Here is a 16,813-nt window from a genome sequence, read left to right on the forward strand (position 1 = left end):
TTCCGGAGATATCTATCCCCAAGGAGTAGTTGTGCGGTTCGGTCCGGGCGCGGAAGACTGCCTCGGGTACGAGGAGGTGGATCAAGTGCCCACGGACAACCGGGTATCCACGGTGCTTGCACGTCGGCTGGGCGGGGAGCTGTTGCGCCTGCGGGACGCCGCGGGCCTGACGCAGCCGCAAGCGGCGCAGGTGCTGAGTGCGACGGCGGCCAAGGTCGCCAAGATGGAGCGAGGCTGGGTTCCGTTCCGGGACCCGGACATCCTCGCCCTGTGCAAGCTCTACGGGGAGACGGACGAGTCGGCCGTCGCCGGGTTGCTGGCGCTGGCCAAGCTGGACCGGGAGCGGCGCAAGGCCAAGGGGTGGTGGCAGCACATGCACCTCGTCGGCAACCTGGGCGAGTACATCGCGATGGAGCAGGTCGCCACGCGGATCCGTACGTGGCAGCTGGCCCTTGTCCCCGGACTGCTCCAGACCCCCGAGTACATGCGGGCGCTGGGGGTCACGTCCAACTGGTCGCACCCCGACGAGATCGAGGTGTTGGTTACGTCTCGGGTCAAGCGGCAAGCGCGGCTCTGGGGCGAGCAACCACTCGAATTCCACGCCGTGGTGTGGGAGGCCGCATTGCGCCAGCAGATCGGTAGTCCCGAGGTGATGCGCGGGCAGCTCCAGCACCTGGCCGAGATGGCCAGGCTCCCCCACGTCCACGTGCAGGTGTTGCCCTTTCGGGCGGGAGGGCACCACGGCGCCTCGGGCGCGTTCAACATCGTTTCGTTCGCGGAACCAGGAGCCTTGGACGTCGCTTACGCCGAGACTGCCGCGGCTAAGGTTTGGGTGGAGGGGTCGGAAGGCAACGAGGCGTTCAGTCGGGCCTTCGCACGGGTGTCCCGTCTGAGTCTCTCGCCGCATGACTCCGTGAACCTGATCGACGCCATCAGCAAAGGTACGTAAGCCCGTGAGCCAGTTCGAGTTCGTGAAGTCCAGCTACAGCGACGACCAGGCCGATTCGGAGTGCGTCGAGGTGGCGACCAATGTGGTGGGTACCGTTGCCGTCCGGGACAGCAAGCGGGCCGACGGGCCGGTCATCGAGATGAGTGGTGCCGCGTGGACCGCGTTCGCGACGCAGGCGGGATGATCATCCGGACCGGGCGGCTGACCCTGCTGCCGCTGGAGGTCGCGCACGCGGAGGAGATGGCCGCCGTACTGGGCGACCCGGAGCTGCACCGCTTCATCGGCGGGGCTCCGCTCACCGCGGCGGAGCTGCGCACGCGCTACGAACGACTGGTCGCCGGTTCGCCGGACCCCGCCGTCACCTGGTGCAACTGGGTGGTCCGGCTCGACGCCGAGGACTGCCTGACCGGCACGGTCCAGGCGACCGTGTCCGGGGAGGCCGCCGAGATCGCCTGGGTCGTCGGCACGCCCTGGCAGGGCCGCGGCATCGCTACCGAGGCGACCCGGGCCATGGCCGAGTGGCTCGGGGCGCAGGCCGAGGTGCACCAGCTCATCGCGCACGTCCACCCCGACCACACCGCGTCCGCGGCCGTCGCCGCGCGGGTCGGACTCGCCGCCACGGACCGGGTCGAGGACGGCGAGATCCGCTGGGAGGGACCCGCCTGACGGGGCATCGCCCGAGGGTGACGGCGTAGGCGCAGGTCAAGGGCGTACGTAGGCCGGTTGCACGGCGTGTCCGCACGGGCGGTGCGGGGGCTCGGGTTGCGGGGGCTGACGGGGTGTCGGTGAGTGGGCTGGGACACGTCCCATGTCGCGTCCCACGTCACGTCACGTCCCGGCACGTCCCATGTCGGGGCTCCTCGACAGGAGAGATTCGTTGCACCGCATCACGCGTTACACCGTCCCCGCCGCCCTCTGCCTGACCCTCCTGACCGCGTCCCCCGGTCTGGCGTCGGCGGCGGAGTCGTCCGCGAAGCCGCAGGCCGCCGCGTTCGTGGCGGCAGCACCCGCCGGGAAGGCCATCCCCGGTACGGAGGCCCTGCTCGCGCAGGTGCAGTCGCTGGGCGGGGTCGGCGGGCTGCTCAAACCCATCACCGATCTGCTGGCGGCCGTCCTGAAGTCCCCCGACGGCAAGATCCCGGACGCGGACCTGGCCGCCTTCAAGGAGAAGATCGCCGCCGCGATCGAGGAGCTGAAGAAGAGCCTGCCCGCCGCCCCGGCCCTGCCGGTACCGGTCCCGCCGGTGGACGCCCCGGCCCTCCCGGTGGACCCGCCGAAGCTCCCGGTGGACCCGCCGAAGCTCCCGGTGGAGGCCCCGAAGCTCCCGGTCGAAGCTCCGAAGCTGCCTGTGGAGGCGCCGAAGTTGCCGGTGGAGACCCCGGCGCTGCCGGTCGAGGCTCCGAAGCTGCCTGTGGAGGCGCCGAAGTTGCCGGTGGAGACCCCGGCGCTGCCGGTCGAGGCTCCCAAGCTTCCCGTGGAGGCCCCGAAGCTCCCGGTGGAAGCCCCCAAGCTTCCCGTCGAGGCCCCGAAGCTGCCGGTGGCGGCGCCCGCGCTGCCCGTGGCCCTGCCCGTCTCCGCCCACAAGGCCAAGCCCGCCGCCGCCGGCCCGCTCGACCTGGCCACGGGTGCCATCGACAAGCTCAAGGGCTCCGTCGACGGCCTCACCAAGGCCGCCGGCCCCTGCGGCTGCTCCACCGACGCCAAGGCCAAGGCCACGGACGTGGTGACCGACCTGGTCGCCGCCCTGGTCGCCCTGCTCACCGGCCTCGGCCTCCCGGGCCTGCCCCCGCTCCCGGTCCCGGCCCTCCCGGTCCCGGCCCCGCCCCTCCCGGTCCCGCTGCCCGTCCAGTAGCACCCGCCGCACCCCCGGCCCCGGCGCTGCCCGCCCACAGCGGCAGCGCCCCGCCGGGGCGGTCGCGGCCGGGAACCCCGGCCGACAGCCGCAGTCACATGACCAGCGGCTCGGCCAGGAGCACGACCCGATCGAGCTCGACGTCGAAGCCGAGCACCGGATGGCCGTGGTCACCCTCCGGATGCATCAGGACCGGCTTGCCCAGGCGCCGCCCGATCTCCCGCAGGAAGCCGCAGAACACGTCTAGTCGTTCCTGCCCCTGCAACTCCCGCAGGTCGACGTCGAAGTCGATGACCCCGTCGTCCTCGAAGCGGAAGATCGCCAGCACATCGGGAGCCGGCCAGACCCGCAGTTCAGGACACTCGGCGTCCGCCGCGCGGGACAGCACGGCCTGCGCGCGAGGTACCGGCAGCACCGCCTCGCCTTCGGAGTACCGGCACTTCCAGCCCCTCTCCTCGACAAGATCGAGGACTGCCTGCCAGCCCTCCACCGACCCATCCGGGACACGGACGTCCGGCAGCGCCCCCATGAGGTCAGGGTCGAAGAAGCACCTCACGTCGTCCCACAGAAGATCGGCCACGCCCTCATGCTGCCCGGCTCCGCCGAGCCGCCGCAGCCCCGTATCCCCGACCGAAGAGGCCGGGGCACCCCCGGCCCTCCCGCTGCTGCCTTCTTCACGGGGCATGAGACTGTCTGGTCGTGCCAGAGATGACGGGTGGGTTGGAGTCGGCCTTGGCTGAGGCCTCGTCTCCTTCGTGGACGCAGCGTGCTCGCGCCGGGCGCGACCTCGCTTCCTTCGCCGATGTTCCTGAAGCTGCGCAAGCGCTGGTGGGGCTCCTGCTGGATGGCGAGAACACCGCGGTGACGCGGCAGACGGCGGAGGCCCTGGCTCGAATCGGAACGGCTGCCGCGGTGAGGCTCATCGCCCTCGCGGTTGTCGAGGCCGACGACAACCAGGCCGACTGGCTGCAGACCGGGGTGCATGACGCCCGCGAGGGACCGGAAGGCCTGCCGGACGTCGCTGCGGCCTGCGGGAATCTCGTCCGGGACCGGGAAGAACCTGTTCGGCGGGGTGCCGCGGAGATCTCGGCGTGGACAGACGGCACAAGCCGCTGACCTGAACGGCTCGCCCGTGGGCGCGGCCCCGTCTCCCTTGGCCGAAGAGATCGGGGCGCCCCGGCCCCCGTTCACCGAGCGGCCAGCGCCCCCGCCGTGCCGCCGCGCGACCTGGCGGACCCCCTTGACGTGCCCCCCGCCCAGGGGGACGCTCCCGGGGCTCGGATCCGTACGGTGCGTTGGGGGGCCGGAATGCCGGAGCAGTCGGAGGGGCGTGTCCAGACGGCGGGGGAGCTGCGGGTCCTGCTCGCGGCGTGCGGGGCGCGGTGGTCCGTGAGCGAGCACCTCGCCGACGGGGATCCCGTACCGCGGCGCGCCCTGGGCCTGGGGGCGAGTACGGCGGCGGCCGTCGAGCTGACGCCCGCCGGGGCCGCGCCGCCGGTGGACCTGCGGAGCCTCGTGGGCCGGGTCAGCGGCAATCCGCACCTCACCCGGCGCAGGACGGCGCACGGCCTGCTCCCCGGGAGCAGCCCCCTGGCCGCCGCCCGTCCCTCCGCCGTGGACTGGCGCAGCCGGTGGGGCCGGCCCTGGCTCACCAAGGTGAAGGACCAGGGGCCGTGCAGCGCCTCCTGGGCGTTCGGGGCGGCCGGCCTGGTGGAGTCGATGGCCCGCATCGAGCACCACGTGTGGGCCGAGCGGTCCGAGGGGGACGCGCACGACGGGATGAAGGCCCCCTGCGGGCAGACGGGCAGCCCGGAGGCCGCCCTCGACTGGATCCGGGCCAACGGCGGACTCGCGGACCCGGGCTGCTGGCCGTACTCGCCGCCGCCGCCCGGTACCCCCGTCGACCGCCGGGAGGCCTGGCGGGCGGAGTACACCCCGAGCTGGGACCGCTCGGGGCGGACCGTCCGCATCACCGGGGGGCACGTACGGCTCGGCGACGTGGAGCAGCAGAAGGTCTGGCTGGACACGGTGGGCCCGCTGACCGCCTGCTTCGACGTGTACGAGGACTTCTTCGGCCTGGGCTCCGGCGTCTACCACCGCACCAGCGACCGCCTGGCGGGCGGCCACTGCGTCCTGATCACCGGCTACGACGACGCGGCCGGCTGCTGGCTGTTCAAGAACTCCTGGGGGACCGGCCACCACGTGGGCGGCTACGGCCGGATCGCGTACGGCGAGGCGCGGATCGACGACTGGGCGAAGTGCGGTCTGCAGGACACCAACATCGACCCGTGGACCAAGCGCCGCCTGCACACCGGCAACGTCTACGAGAGCGGGAACGGCCGGGCCCACCGCAACTTCGAGCTGGCCGCCCTGGGCGGAGCCGCCGGGGGTTCCCTGAGCCACTGGTGGCGCGAGGGCGAGGCCCCCTTCTCCTGGAACCGCGCCCAGAGCTTCGCCTCCGACGCCTCCGGCCAGCCCGCCTTCACGGGGACCACGTACAACCGGAACATGGAGTCCCTGCACGTCACCACCGGCGGCCGGCTCCGCCACTGGTACTACGAGCACTTCGCCGCCGCCTGGCGCGACGGCGGCGCCTTCGGCCCCGGCGACGCGGCGGTCGGCTCGACCCCGGCCTTCATCCAGAGCGACTACGGGGTGCCCGGCAACTTCGAGGTGGTCGTCCGCACGACCGACGGCAGACTCAACCACTGGTGGCGGATCAACGGCGCCCCCTGGACCTGGAACGACGGCGGCCGCTTCGCCTCCGGCATCGCGCACTTCGGCCCGGCCCTGGTGCAGACCCGCGCCCGCCACCTCGACCTGGTCGCCACCCGCACCGACGGCCGGATGCAGCTGTGGTGGCGCGACGACCCGAACGGGTTCGTCTGGCGCCCCGGCGAGATCTTCGGCTCCGGCATCACCTCCGCGCCCTGCCTGATCGAGGCGCAGTACGGGGCGGCCGACGAGGACACCGCCGGGAACTACGAGCTGTGCGTGACGGGCGCGGACGGCCGCGTCGAGCACTGGTGGCGCGGCAACGCGGGCGGCGCCGCCTGGCAGCGCTCCGCCGTCTTCGGCCACGGCGTGCTGGCGGTCACCGGGATGCTCCAGGGCAGCTTCGGGTTCAACCTGGAGGTGGTCGTCCTGCGCACCGACCGGCTGCTGCAGCACTACTGGCGCGACGGCGCCGGCTGGCACGAGGGGGCGGTGATCGGCCCGGCGTAGGCCGTGACGGGACGCCGCGGGACGCCGCATGACGCCACAGGAGAGGAGTCCGCGTGGAGGTGCGTGAGGTGGTGCTCGCGCCCGGTGGGGCGTACGAGCTGCGGCTCACCGGGCGCGGTGCGCGCGGCTACGTCTGGACCTGGCGGGTGACGGGCGACGCGGACGCCGTCTCGGTGGCGGAGGATCCGCCGGGGCCGCCGGAGCCACCGGCCGCTGCGGCGGAGCCGCCGCTGCCCGGGGCGACGGTGGAGCGGCTGTACCTCGTACGGGGGCGGGTGGCGGGCCGGGCCCGGATCCGCTTCGCGCAGGTCCGGCCGCCGTATCCGGACGAGGCCGCGTACGACGAGTTCGTGCTGGACGTCACGGTGCGGTGAGGGTGGATCGAGTTGCGGTCCACATACTGGACACCGCCCAAGTTGCACCTCTGTTGTATCTATGCTGTGCGCATGCCACCCGCTCGTACCGCCGGAGCCACCGTGACCGCTGCCGAACGCGTCTACCGACACGTCAAGCAGGCCGTGCTCGACCGCCGCTACGAGGGCGGGGTGCTGCTGACCGAGGGCGAGCTCGCGGAGGCCGTCGGGGTCTCGCGCACGCCGGTCCGCGAGGCGCTGCTGCGGCTGGAGACCGAGGGGCTGCTGAAGCTGTACCCGAAGAAGGGCGCCCTCGTCCTCGCCGTCTCCGCCCAGGAGATCGCCGACGTCATCGAAACCCGGCTGCTGGTCGAGGAGTTCACCGTCCGCCAGGCCGTGCCCGCCCCGGCCGGGCTGCTGGAGCGGCTCGCGGAGCTGGTCGAGGAGCAGCGCCGGCTCGGCGACGCGGGCGAGCTCGGGGCGATGATGGCCGCCGACCGGGCCTTCCACGCGGAGATCGTGCGCAGCGCCGGCAACCAGATCCTCTGCCGCCTCTACGACCAACTGCGCGACCGCCAGCTCCGCATGGGCGTGGCCCTGCTGCACGCGCACCCCGAGCGGGTGGAGCGGACGCTGGCCGAGCACCGGGAGATCCTCGACGCCCTGCGCGCGGGAGACGCCGACACGGCCGCCGCGGCGGTACGGGCCCACGTGAGCCGGGTCGGGGAACTGGTGCGGGGGACCACCCGATGAGCTCTGCGTCCGTCGCCGCCCCCGCCGCTTCCCCTGTCGCCTTCAAGGACCCGCCGGGCGGCCGCAAGGCGGTGCTCGTCTGGTCGATCGGCGTCGCCGTCTACTTCGTGGCGGTCATCTTCCGCACGAGCCTCGGCGTCGCCGGGCTGGAGGCCGCCGACCGCTTCCACGTGAACGCCTCGGCGCTGTCCACGTTCTCCCTGCTCCAGCTCCTCGTCTACGCCGGCATGCAGATACCCGTCGGCCTGATGGTGGACCGCCTCGGCACCAAGAAGGTGCTCACCCTCGGCGCCGTGCTCTTCACCGCCGGCCAGATCGGCTTCGCGCTCTCCCCCTCCTACGGGATGGCCCTGGCGGCCCGCGCCCTGCTGGGCTGCGGGGACGCCATGACCTTCATCTCCGTACTGCGGCTCGGCACCCGCTGGTTCCCGGCCCGCCGGGGCCCGCTGATGGCGCAGCTGGCCGGGCTGGTCGGGATGGCCGGCAACCTGATCTCCACGCTGGTGCTGGCTCCCGTGCTGCACGGGGTCGGCTGGGTGCCGGCGTTCGCGGGCAGTGCGGTGGCGGGGCTGGTGGTCCTGGTCCCGCTCGTGCTGTTCCTGCGCGACCACCCGGAGGGGCACGAGCCCGCGCCCCCGGCAGCCTCCGGCGCGGGTGGCTTCGTACGGCGCCAGATCGCCGACTCCTGGCGGGAGCCGGGCACCAAGCTCGGGCTGTGGGTGCACTTCACGACGCAGTTCCCGGCGATGGTGTTCCTGCTGCTGTGGGGGATGCCCTTCCTCGTGGAGGCCCAGGGGCTGTCCCGGACCACCGCGGGCGGGCTGCTCACGCTGGTCGTCGCCTCGAACATGGCGCTCGGCCTGGTCTACGGCCAGGTCGTCGGCCGCAGGCAGTCCTCCCGGATCCCGCTCGCCCTGGGCACGGTCGCCCTGACCGCCCTCCTGTGGGGCTCGGTCCTGGCCTACCCCGGGGACCACGCGCCGATGTGGCTGCTGATCGCGCTCTGCCTGGTGCTGGGCACGTGCGGGCCGGCGTCGATGATCGGCTTCGACTTCGCCCGCCCCGCCAACCCGGCGGAACGTCAGGGCACCGCCTCCGGAATCACCAACATGGGCGGTTTCATCGCCTCGATGACGACCCTGCTGGTGGTGGGCCTGCTGCTCGACGCCACCGGGGACAACTACCGCATCGCGTTCTCGTCGGTCTTCGTCCTGGAACTCCTGGGCATCGCCCAGATCCTGCGCCTGCGCGGCCGGGCCCTGGCCCGCGAACGCGAACGGGTCCCGGCACCGCAGACGCCTCCGGCGCCTCCGGTGTCCCCGGCACTCGCGGAGTCCGCCGCCCCGTAGTCCGCCGCCGCGTAGTCCGCCGTCCCGCAGTCCGCGGTCCCGCCGGCCCCGGTTCCGGCCGCCACCGCCGTGGCCGCCGCCGGGGCCGGCACCCCCCGTCGGCACCCCCCCGTCGGCATCCCTGCCGACCCGCGGTCGGCCCGGTGACGTCCGGTACCGGCCGGGCATGCGCGTCGGCCCCCGCACCGAGGAGGACGGGACGGCTCGCGGTGGGACAGACCCCCGTCCTTTCCCACCCGTCCGACCGCCCGCTCCACGGAGTCGGGTACCGGCCAACGCGTGCCGAGCCTATGAGGGCTCCGCGCGGCCGCGTGTGCACTGCGCGCAGGGACCGTTGACAATCCGCGCAGCGGGTTTGACGGCAGGCCGGGCAGCCGGGCAGCCGGGCAGTCAGGGACCTGTGCAGCTGTGCAGCTAGGCCGTGCCGCCGCCCCCGGTGCCCGCCGCGGTCTCCTCCGCCGCCACGCGGCGGAACTCGCTGGGGCTGGCCCCGTACGTATCGCGGAACAGGCGGCTGAACACCGAGGCGTTGGTGAATCCCCAGCGCAGCGCGACGGTGTGGACGGGGACGGCGAGCTGCCCGGGATCGGCGAGGTCCTCGCGGCAGTGCTGCAGCCGGCGCCGCCGGATCGTGGCCGCGACGCTCTCCCCGCGCTCCCGGAAGAGCAGCTGGAGCCGGCGCAGCGACATGCTGTGCCGGGCGGCGACCGCCGAGGGGCTCAGCTCGGGATCGCCGAGGTTGTGACCGATGAAGGTGTCGATCCGTGCCAGCAGCGCCCGGGTCCGGCTCTCCTCGGACAGCTCGTCCTCGGCGCCGATCTGCCCCGCGAGGCAGGCTCCGGCCAGGTCGAGGGCGACGGAGCCCAACTGCTCCAGCTCGGCGGGCGCGCACTCCTCCCCGTGCGCGGCCAGGGAGCGCATGTACTGCGCGAGGATCGCCCCCATGCCCCGGTCGGCGGGTATCCGCTCGGCGAGCAGCCGCTCCACCCGGTCCGACCGCAGGGGGAGCGCCGTGCGGGGCAGCGAGAGGAGCACGACGTGGAGCGGCTGGGTGCCGAGGACACCCGACTCGAAGGGGCGGGAGGTGTCCCACAGCACCAGGTCCCCCGAGAAGGGCCCCGAGTCGTGCCGGTTCTGCGCGACCCACGTGGTCCCACTGGTCACCAGCCCCAGCTGGTACTGCTCGGGATCGCTGCGGCGCACGTGCGCCGCCGTGCGCCGGGAGTGCAGCGGGGCGTAGCCGAGCTGCTTCACCTGGACGGAGCCCAGGTCCAGCACGGCGGCCTCCGCCCGGAAGTCCAGGGCGTGCTCACTCTTGATCGCCGTGGACACCAACTCCTGCGCCACCACGTCGGCGAACCAATCGAACCGGTCCGCCGCCGGCACGGCGGCGGACGACATCATCGACCACACCCAGGGTTCTCCGAACCTAAGGAGTCACGGAGAAGTTGGTCAGGATCGCCTCGGCCAGCGCCGGGTCGCCCTCCACCTTCACCCGGTCGGCCACGGTGTGCGGACGCACCCGGCCGGCCGCGAGGCGTACGTACGTCTCCCAGTCCAGGGTCAGCGTCACCGCGGGCCCCAGCGAGGGGGCCTTGTCGATGGTGCCGCGGCCCTCCGCGTCGACCCGTACGGTCCGCATGAACTCCAGCGCCCCGTGCACGTCGATGACGACGGCCGAGTTCGCGGGCGCGCCCGCCTTCTTCGCGACCACCTTCGGCAGTCCGGCGAGCAGTACGTCCCTGGCCACGTAGGCCCCGGGCGAGTCCCAGTTCCCCGGCGCCCCCAGGGCCGCCCGCAGGTCCTGCTCGTGGATCCACACGTCGAAGGCGCGCAGCCGCAGCGAGTGCTCCAGCGTCGCCGGCTCGCCCAGCGGGCCGCGGATCATGGCGTCCGGTCCCCGCTTCTCGTTCCGCAGCTGGCGGGAGCGGCGGATGATCGTGTACTCCAGCTCGGAGGTCATCTCGGGCGCCGTGTGGTGGCGCCGCACGTCGACCTGCACCTCCATGTACCGGGAGAACTCGTCGACCACGTGCCGCAGGTCCCGCGGCAGGGTGTGGATCGGACGCGGGTCGCCCAGCTGCTCGCACTCGATCCCGATGACGTGGGACACGACATCGCGCACGGACCAGTTCGGGCAGGGCGTCGCCCGGCTCCACTCGCCTTCCGTCAACGGAAGGACCAGCTCGGATATCGCCTCGATGGAGTGGGTCCACGCGTCGGCATAGGGCTGAAGGCTGGGATGCGGATGGACGGTCAACGGGACCCCTCGCGTGCTGTTCATTGGCCTGTTGGCGCGTTGGCGCATGTGGCGGGTTCTGGAAGCTTGTGCAATGGCTTCAAAACTACGCTGCCGGTGAGCACCCCGGCAGTGCTTTCGTGTGACGATCGTAGGCCCGAGTTGACGGCTTGAAAGCCAGGACGGTGGTACTGTGCGCGCTTCCCTGATCCAAATCGCGGTGAATGAGGGGGAGTCGGTGGTTTCCCGCCGCTCCCGGGCCGCCGACCTCGTGCGCGAGCAGTCCGGCTCGGACCTCGTGGTCCTGCCCGAGTTGTGGACGGTGGGCGCCTTCGCCTACGAGCAGTTCGAGACAGAGGCCGAGCCGCTGGACGGACCGACCTACGGGGCCATGGCCGCGGCGGCCCGCGATGCCGGGGTCTGGCTGCACGCCGGCTCCTTCGTGGAGCGCGCGGGCGACGGCTCGCTCTACAACACCGCGCTCGTCCTCTCCCCGGCGGGCGAGCTCGCCGCCACGTACCGCAAGATCCACCGCTTCGGCTTCGACCAGGGCGAGGCCGTCCTGATGTCCGCGGGCGAGTCCCTGACCACGGTCGCCCTGCCGGAGCAGACCCTGGGCCTGGCCACCTGCTACGACCTGCGCTTCCCGGAGCTGTTCCGCGGCCTGGTCGACGCCGGGGCGACGACGCTGGTCGTCTCCGCGGGCTGGCCGGCCCGCCGCCGGGGCCACTGGACGCTGCTGAACCGGGCGCGTGCCGTCGAGGACCAGGCGTACGTCCTGGCGTGCGGGACGGCCGGCACCAACGGGGGCGTGGAACAGGCCGGCCACAGCCTGGTCGTGGACCCGTGGGGCGAGGTCCTCGCGGAGGCGGGCCCGGGGGAGGAGATCCTGACGGTGGACCTCGACCCGAAGAAGGTCGCCGAGACCCGCGAGCAGTTCCCGGCCCTGAAGGACCGCCGCCTGCGCCGCTGACCCCGCCGGACCTGCGTGCTTTACTCGGCCGGAGCCATCGGGGGCCGGGGCCGGGGCCGGGGCCGGGGCCGGGGCCGGGGCCGGGGGCGAGCACGGGTACGGGTACGGAGACGGGGTGCGGGCCATGACGGACGTGAACGCGATGGTGGAGCCGGGGGAATCGGGTCCGGTACATGCGGAGCCGGCGCAAGCGGAGCCGACGCAAGCGGGGCCGGCGCCGGCGGGGCCGATGCAAGCGGGGCCGACGCCGCCGGGGCCCGTGGAGCGGCCCCACTGGCTCCAGCGCTCGCTCGCGGGCTTCGCCACCCTCGTCATGGCCGTCATCACGGCCTGGGGGTCGGCGTCCCCGTCCGGCATCGTCCTGCTCCTCCCCCTCGCCGTCATCGCCCTGCCCCTCTTCGTCCGGGAACGCGAAGCCTTCCGCGTCCTGTGCCTCGTCCTCGGTGGCTTCGGTCTCCTCCTCGGGACCCTGCTGGCCGTGCTCGGCCTGGTCGCGGTGATCCCTTCGGCGATCGTCCTGCTGCTGGCCGCCACCGCGGATCCCCGCCGCCGCCGGGTCCTCGCCGGCGTGTACGCCGTCGCCGCCCTGCTGGTGACCGCGGCGGTGGTCAACGGCGTGGGCTCGCTGGCGTACGACGTCTGGCTGCGGCCCTCGTACGCGTACTCCGTCGACGTCGAGGGCCGCCTGTACACGCAGGAAGGCCTCCACGAGGGGACGCTCTGGGAGTACGGCGTGACCGGCGTCCACGAGACGCCCCTCGGCTCCGGGACCCGGCTGAAGGTCACGTACGACGAGAGCCTCCCCGAACCCCGGCGCGCAGCCCTGCGCGAGGTCCTGACGGCCATCCCCGGCGCCGGCCCGCTCAAGGACTGCGGCACCGGCGACTGCGACTGAGCGGGGCTGCCCGCCCGAGCGGGGCTACGGCTCCTCGCCCGGGCCCTCCCGCTCCTTCTCCGCCATCCGGATCACGCACACCGCGACGGCGATCAGCAGCGAGGCGTCGGCGTCCTCGCGGACCACGTCCACGGCGTACGTCTCGCGGATCCGGTACCACTGCCGGGAGATCAGGGCGAGCAGCTCCCCCTCGTACTCGACCTTGAACTCCCGGTCCAGGACCCGCCCGCTGACATCGAGCTCGGTGCCCTCGTTGAGCGTGACCAGGTAGTGGTTGCGCAGCAGCGAGAACCGCTTCTTCCGGATCACCGCGAGCCGCCGCTCGTCGCGCTCCAGGGTCATCGCGTCGCGCAGCGCGAAGAGCTTCTCCCGCAGCGTGATGAGGATCCGCCCGTCGGGGTCCTTCAGCTCCAGGGTGTCCCGGAACCGCAGCGCCTTCCCGTCCACGAGGAAGGCGTGCCGGCCGTCCTCGTCCTCGATCCAGTAGTCGTCCCCGATGGCCAGCATTTTGTCCCGTACCAGGTATTTCACGCCCTCATCGCTGCCCGCGATAGGTTCCGGTCATGCCACTCCTCTACGTGACCGACCTTGCGTACCCGGCGCGCGGCCGCCGCTACGGCGACGAGGACGTCCTCCTCACCGCACGCCTGCGCGAGCACTTCCCCCTCGCTCTCTGCCACCCCCTGGACGCGGAGGCCCTCCTCCCGGCCTTCGACACGGTCGTCGTCCGCAACAGCGGCCCGGTCATCCACCACCAGCAGGCCTACGACTCCTTCCGCGCGGCCGCCCTCGCCGCCGGCACCCGCGTCTACAACCCCCTGACGGGCCGCGGCGACATGGCGGGCAAGCAGTACCTGGTCGACCTGACCGCCTCCGGCCACCCGGTCATCCCCACGATCGACGACCCGGCGCACCTGCACCTCCTCCCGTCCTCGCCCACCTACGCGGTGAAGCCGAAACAAGGAGCGGACTCGATAGGCCTCACCTTCACCCCGCACCCGGACTGCGCCCCGGGGGAGTTCCTGATCCAGCCGCGCATCGACTTCGCGTACGAAGTCTCCTTCTACTTCGTGGACGACACCTTCCAGTACGCCCTCTACGCCCCCGACCCGGCCCGCCGCTGGGAGCTGGTCCCGTACGAGCCCACCCCGGCGGACCTGGCCTTCGCCCGCACCTTCATCGACTGGAACACCCTCACCCACGGCATCCAGCGCGTGGACGCCTGCCGCGCCCCCTCGGGCGAGCTCCTCCTGGTCGAACTGGAGGACCTCAACCCGTACCTCTCCCTGGACCTCCTCCCCACCGAGGTCCAGAACACCTTCGTCACCGCCCTGGTCCGCTCCCTCCACAGCTTCGGAGCGTGATCTAGGCCAGTGCGCTCCTGGGGACGTACGTCCGCGCCGCGTAGCGGAGCAGGGCCCAGAGTGCCGTGGCGTTGATCAGGGCGCTGACCAGGATCGCGCCGTAGAGGCCGAACTCGGTCCCCATGTCGAACTTGCCGTCGTAGGACGTGTCCGGTGCCACCCAGTCCGCGGGGCGCGGGGCGGACTCCGGCGGAAACTCGGTGTGCAGCGGCTCGGGAGGCGGCTGCGAGCCCTCGTAGACGGGCCCCTCCGCCGGGGGCGTCTCGTCCAGGGCGTCCGCCGCGGGTCCGAAGGACGACAGCAGCAGCATGCTGACCGGCGCCGTGGCCAGGATCGGCAGGGCTCCGAACATCCCGACGTCCCCCCATCCGGCTGCCGACCGCGAGGTAGACCAGCATCGCGACCACCAGCGCCAGGTACGTACCGGGCACCCACACCTCAGACTTCGACCAGCGCCGCGCCATTTCGTTCCCCGCCCCGTCCAGTTCCGTTCCGCTTCGTTCGTTCTGCTGCCAGTCTCGAAGCTGCCGGGTCCCGCCACCTGAGTACGTCTACTCATCCCGTGCTGCCCTGCGTACCTGGTCAGAGCCGTGCAGGGGGTGGGCACGGGGGACGCCTCGGGACGTATCGGCGGCTAAAGCCCGCTGGTGTCGAGTTCGATCCCGAACGGCTCCGGGAGCCGGACCGAGGTCCCGAAGGGATGGGGCCCGTCGACCTCGGTGTAGCCGAGCCGCCCGGGCCCGGCGAACAGGGTGACCGTCTTCTCCATCCGGTCGACGAGGAGGTAGAGCGGGGCCCCGTACTCGGCGTAGCGCTTGCGCTTCACGACGCGGTCGGTCTCGCCGCTCGCCTCCGACGTGACCTCGACGACCAGGAGGGTCTGGTCAGGGAGCAAGGCCCCGGCTCCCCGCGTCAGTGCGCAGGCGACCACGGCGAGGTCCGGGACGTACCAGTTCAGCGATCCCGGCAGGTCGAGGTCGCCGGAGCCGGCCATGCACCCTAAGGACTCGACGACATCCGACAGCTGGCCCCGCAGGACGCTCCGGGCACGTTCGTGGCCCCAGTCGGCCGGCACGTGGTCGATGACCCCTTCCAGCACCTCGGCCCGCTCCCCGCGGAACCGCTGCACGGCGTACTTCAGCGCGTGCTCGGGATCGATTCCCGTCCCGTACTTCCGGGCGGCCGTCATCCGGGGACGCCTCCTTCGCTGCCTGCCCGCCCAGCGTCGTCACCCCGAGGAGTGCACATGGGGAGACCGCAATCGAACGGCAGGAAGCCGACTGCCGTGCCTGGGCGGAACGCAACGGACTGACCGTCCGCAAGGTCCACATAGACAGAGGGCGCTCCGGCTACAAGACCGTTGAGCGCAAAGGCTTCGATGCCGCGCTGGCGGCAGTCACGGCGGGCGTCGTCGGCACGCTGATCGTCTGGAAGCTGGACCGACTTTCACGCAAGGGCATCGGCCAGGTGGGCAAGGTGTTGGATGAGATCGAGAAGGCTGGCGGCCGTTTCGTCTCAGTCCTGGACGGTCTCGACACCTCGAACGACTCGGCGCGCATGGTCGTCGCGATGCTCGCTGAACTCGCCCAGTCCGAATCGAAGAATCTCGGTACGCGTGTCGGGCACGCGAAGCGCTACCTCCGCAGCAAGGGGCAGTGGATCGGCGGACAGCCTCCGTACGGGCTGCTCATCGATCCGAAGGCCAAGAAGCTCGTGCACGACTCGGAGCGCGCCGTCTATGCCCGCCTGATCGCGGACGAAGCGCTGGCCGGGACATCGTTGGTCAAGATCGCCCGGCTCCTCAACGAGCACGAGATCCTCTCGCCCAGGGGAGGGCAGTGGAACGCGGCGAGCGTCATGCAGCTCCTGCGTTCACCGGCCTTCGCCGGTCTGATGCCGGAAACCGAGACGGTTGAGACGGACGACGGCGAGCGGAAGTACACGGGCAGGGTCTTTCCGTACCGAAATCCCGAGACACTCGACACGGTTGAGATCGGCGAGGGGATCATCACGGTCGGAGAGCGTGAACGGATCATCCAAACGCTGGAATCCAGAACGTTCGTCCACGCGGGAAAGCGGCGCCCGAAGCCCGAGGGGACGGCGTTGCTTACCGGACTTGTCTACTGCGCGGTTCCCGGCTGCGGTCGCCGGATGCACCGTGTGGGCGGCAGCTATCAGTGCATGGCGCGTCGAGCGGGCAACCAGTGCATCGGAGCGTCAGCTGTGGCGGAGGCGGTGGACCAGTACGTGACCGAACAGTTCCTCACCAAGCTCCCGGCGCTCGAACCGGACGATCCGCTGCTTGTCGCGATCGCGGATCGCTGGGTGCACCGTGTGGATCCGGAGACCTTCGCGAAACGTGATGCGCTCACTGCGGAGATCCAGGACGAGGAAGCCCGCCTGGCCGATCTGGAGGATGCACGCTACGTACGTGGTGAGTTCAGTGGTGCGGCAGCGGTGGAACGTTACAACCGGCTTTCAGGGCGCCTGAGGGGACGTATCGACGGCCTCCGTGGCGATCTCCACAGGCTCCCCACACCGTCCGTGGACGTGTCTCCAATGCTCGATGGCGTCGCCCTGCGCGAGGCGTGGACGGACGCGACCAACGAAGACCGGCGTGAACGGCTGTCGCTCGCCATAGACCGCGTTGAGGTGAGTAAGGGAGTGCGTGGACAGCGCATCATCCCCGAGCAACGCATCCAGATCCATTGGGCAGAGCCGGCGGGAACCGACACTCCTATCTGAGCACCTCGGCAAGACTGCCAGTGAAACTCCGCGCCGACCGGCAACGCGGACGCATGCACCCTGAGCAGGCGCTTCGTACGGGCGTGATCCTGGGTTCACAGGCGGATGGCAAGCTT

19 protein-coding genes are annotated in these 16,813 nt (G+C 71.9%); 13 read left to right on the top strand and 6 right to left on the bottom strand.

What is annotated here, in order from left to right; genetic code table 11:
* Positions 1 to 85: 85 nt before the first annotated feature.
* The 4 genes from ACODT5_RS38325 (at position 86) to ACODT5_RS38340 (ending at position 2,801) form a co-directional block, all read left to right on the top strand.
* A complete protein-coding gene (locus ACODT5_RS38325; protein WP_422523617.1) occupies positions 86 to 949 on the top strand; it encodes a helix-turn-helix domain-containing protein in 864 nt (287 codons plus the stop codon).
* A gap of 4 nt (positions 950 to 953) precedes the next feature.
* Positions 954 to 1,133 (top strand): DUF397 domain-containing protein, encoded by a 180-nt coding sequence (locus tag ACODT5_RS38330; RefSeq protein WP_422523618.1) that lies wholly within the window; start codon positions 954 to 956, stop codon positions 1,131 to 1,133.
* Positions 1,130 to 1,615, top strand: coding sequence for a GNAT family N-acetyltransferase (locus ACODT5_RS38335; RefSeq protein WP_422523619.1), 486 nt, complete (start codon positions 1,130 to 1,132; stop codon positions 1,613 to 1,615). Before ACODT5_RS38330 ends, ACODT5_RS38335 begins: the two co-directional genes overlap by 4 nt.
* A 211-nt stretch (positions 1,616 to 1,826) precedes the next feature.
* Positions 1,827 to 2,801, top strand: a complete 975-nt coding sequence (locus tag ACODT5_RS38340; protein ID WP_422523620.1) for a hypothetical protein — start codon at positions 1,827 to 1,829, stop codon at positions 2,799 to 2,801.
* A 94-nt stretch (positions 2,802 to 2,895) separates the two neighbouring features.
* On the opposite strand, the gene ACODT5_RS38345 is transcribed toward ACODT5_RS38340, so the two are convergent.
* Positions 2,896 to 3,381 carry a hypothetical protein gene (locus ACODT5_RS38345; RefSeq protein WP_422523621.1) on the bottom strand — a complete coding sequence of 162 codons (486 nt, stop codon included), beginning with the start codon at positions 3,379 to 3,381 and terminating at the stop codon, positions 2,896 to 2,898.
* Positions 3,382 to 3,509: 128 nt separating this feature from the next.
* Here ACODT5_RS38345 and ACODT5_RS38350 point away from each other — a divergent pair, with 128 nt between their 5' ends.
* The 5 genes from ACODT5_RS38350 to ACODT5_RS38370 all read left to right on the top strand — a co-directional run bounded on the left by ACODT5_RS38350 (position 3,510) and on the right by ACODT5_RS38370 (position 8,481).
* A complete protein-coding gene (locus tag ACODT5_RS38350) occupies positions 3,510 to 3,917 on the top strand; it encodes a HEAT repeat domain-containing protein (protein ID WP_422525158.1) in 408 nt (135 codons plus the stop codon).
* A gap of 192 nt (positions 3,918 to 4,109) precedes the next feature.
* Positions 4,110 to 6,026, top strand: coding sequence for a C1 family peptidase (locus ACODT5_RS38355; protein WP_422523622.1), 1,917 nt, complete (start codon positions 4,110 to 4,112; stop codon positions 6,024 to 6,026).
* A gap of 53 nt (positions 6,027 to 6,079) precedes the next feature.
* Positions 6,080 to 6,400: a protease inhibitor I42 family protein gene (locus ACODT5_RS38360; protein ID WP_422523623.1), complete on the top strand. Its 321-nt coding sequence runs from the start codon at positions 6,080 to 6,082 to the stop codon at positions 6,398 to 6,400.
* A 72-nt stretch (positions 6,401 to 6,472) separates the two neighbouring features.
* The gene (locus tag ACODT5_RS38365) at positions 6,473 to 7,132 is read left to right on the top strand and encodes a GntR family transcriptional regulator (protein WP_422523624.1); all 660 of its coding nucleotides are present in this window, start codon (positions 6,473 to 6,475) and stop codon (positions 7,130 to 7,132) included.
* Complete coding sequence (locus ACODT5_RS38370; protein ID WP_422523625.1) at positions 7,129 to 8,481, top strand: MFS transporter; 1,353 nt, start codon at positions 7,129 to 7,131, stop codon at positions 8,479 to 8,481. Before ACODT5_RS38365 ends, ACODT5_RS38370 begins: the two co-directional genes overlap by 4 nt.
* 414 nt (positions 8,482 to 8,895) lie before the next feature.
* Here ACODT5_RS38370 and ACODT5_RS38375 read toward each other — a convergent pair whose 3' ends face one another.
* Both ACODT5_RS38375 and ACODT5_RS38380 read right to left on the bottom strand, forming a co-directional pair.
* Positions 8,896 to 9,885 (bottom strand): AraC-like ligand-binding domain-containing protein, encoded by a 990-nt coding sequence (locus ACODT5_RS38375; protein ID WP_422523626.1) that lies wholly within the window; start codon positions 9,883 to 9,885, stop codon positions 8,896 to 8,898.
* Positions 9,886 to 9,910: 25 nt separating this feature from the next.
* A complete protein-coding gene (locus tag ACODT5_RS38380) occupies positions 9,911 to 10,741 on the bottom strand; it encodes a maleylpyruvate isomerase family mycothiol-dependent enzyme (protein ID WP_422523627.1) in 831 nt (276 codons plus the stop codon).
* Positions 10,742 to 10,913: 172 nt separating this feature from the next.
* On the opposite strand from ACODT5_RS38380, the gene ACODT5_RS38385 reads away from it, so the two are divergent.
* The gene (locus tag ACODT5_RS38385) at positions 10,914 to 11,693 is read left to right on the top strand and encodes a carbon-nitrogen family hydrolase (RefSeq protein WP_422523628.1); all 780 of its coding nucleotides are present in this window, start codon (positions 10,914 to 10,916) and stop codon (positions 11,691 to 11,693) included.
* 259 nt (positions 11,694 to 11,952) lie between these two features.
* Positions 11,953 to 12,588, top strand: a complete 636-nt coding sequence (locus tag ACODT5_RS38390; RefSeq protein ID WP_422523629.1) for a hypothetical protein — start codon at positions 11,953 to 11,955, stop codon at positions 12,586 to 12,588.
* A 24-nt stretch (positions 12,589 to 12,612) separates the two neighbouring features.
* Here the strand turns inward: ACODT5_RS38390 and ACODT5_RS38395 are convergent, their stop codons facing one another.
* On the bottom strand, positions 12,613 to 13,119 hold the full coding sequence (locus ACODT5_RS38395; RefSeq protein WP_422523630.1) for an LURP-one-related/scramblase family protein: 507 nt from the start codon (positions 13,117 to 13,119) through the stop codon (positions 12,613 to 12,615).
* 32 nt (positions 13,120 to 13,151) lie between these two features.
* Here ACODT5_RS38395 and ACODT5_RS38400 point away from each other — a divergent pair, with 32 nt between their 5' ends.
* The gene (locus ACODT5_RS38400) at positions 13,152 to 13,952 is read left to right on the top strand and encodes a hypothetical protein (RefSeq protein WP_422523631.1); all 801 of its coding nucleotides are present in this window, start codon (positions 13,152 to 13,154) and stop codon (positions 13,950 to 13,952) included.
* Between the two features lies 1 nt (position 13,953).
* Here ACODT5_RS38400 and ACODT5_RS38405 read toward each other — a convergent pair whose 3' ends face one another.
* Together ACODT5_RS38405 and ACODT5_RS38410 are read right to left on the bottom strand one after the other, a co-directional pair.
* The gene (locus ACODT5_RS38405; RefSeq protein ID WP_422523632.1) at positions 13,954 to 14,304 is read right to left on the bottom strand and encodes a hypothetical protein; all 351 of its coding nucleotides are present in this window, start codon (positions 14,302 to 14,304) and stop codon (positions 13,954 to 13,956) included.
* Positions 14,305 to 14,586: 282 nt separating this feature from the next.
* Positions 14,587 to 15,141 (bottom strand): Uma2 family endonuclease, encoded by a 555-nt coding sequence (locus ACODT5_RS38410; protein WP_422523633.1) that lies wholly within the window; start codon positions 15,139 to 15,141, stop codon positions 14,587 to 14,589.
* A 71-nt stretch (positions 15,142 to 15,212) separates the two neighbouring features.
* Here ACODT5_RS38410 and ACODT5_RS38415 point away from each other — a divergent pair, with 71 nt between their 5' ends.
* Positions 15,213 to 16,697: a recombinase family protein gene (locus ACODT5_RS38415; RefSeq protein ID WP_422525159.1), complete on the top strand. Its 1,485-nt coding sequence runs from the start codon at positions 15,213 to 15,215 to the stop codon at positions 16,695 to 16,697.
* Positions 16,698 to 16,813: the final 116 nt, after the last annotated feature.

The organism is Streptomyces tatrensis (assembly GCF_049310065.1).
Classification (GTDB): Bacteria; Actinomycetota; Actinomycetes; order Streptomycetales; family Streptomycetaceae; genus Streptomyces.

Bases quoted from the DNA above. Each gene is read 5' to 3' on its own strand.
- ACODT5_RS38410 (WP_422523633.1), bottom strand. From the start codon at position 15,141: ATGACGGCCGCCCGGAAGTACGGGACGGGAATCGATCCCGAGCACGCG.
- ACODT5_RS38355 (WP_422523622.1), top strand. From the start codon at position 4,110: ATGCCGGAGCAGTCGGAGGGGCGTGTCCAGACGGCGGGGGAGCTGCGG.
- ACODT5_RS38365 (WP_422523624.1), top strand. From the start codon at position 6,473: ATGCCACCCGCTCGTACCGCCGGAGCCACCGTGACCGCTGCCGAACGC.
- ACODT5_RS38405 (WP_422523632.1), bottom strand. From the start codon at position 14,304: ATGTTCGGAGCCCTGCCGATCCTGGCCACGGCGCCGGTCAGCATGCTG.
- ACODT5_RS38400 (WP_422523631.1), top strand. From the start codon at position 13,152: ATGCCACTCCTCTACGTGACCGACCTTGCGTACCCGGCGCGCGGCCGC.
- ACODT5_RS38335 (WP_422523619.1), top strand. From the start codon at position 1,130: ATGATCATCCGGACCGGGCGGCTGACCCTGCTGCCGCTGGAGGTCGCG.
- ACODT5_RS38375 (WP_422523626.1), bottom strand. From the start codon at position 9,885: ATGATGTCGTCCGCCGCCGTGCCGGCGGCGGACCGGTTCGATTGGTTC.
- ACODT5_RS38350 (WP_422525158.1), top strand. From the start codon at position 3,510: ATGACGGGTGGGTTGGAGTCGGCCTTGGCTGAGGCCTCGTCTCCTTCG.
- ACODT5_RS38370 (WP_422523625.1), top strand. From the start codon at position 7,129: ATGAGCTCTGCGTCCGTCGCCGCCCCCGCCGCTTCCCCTGTCGCCTTC.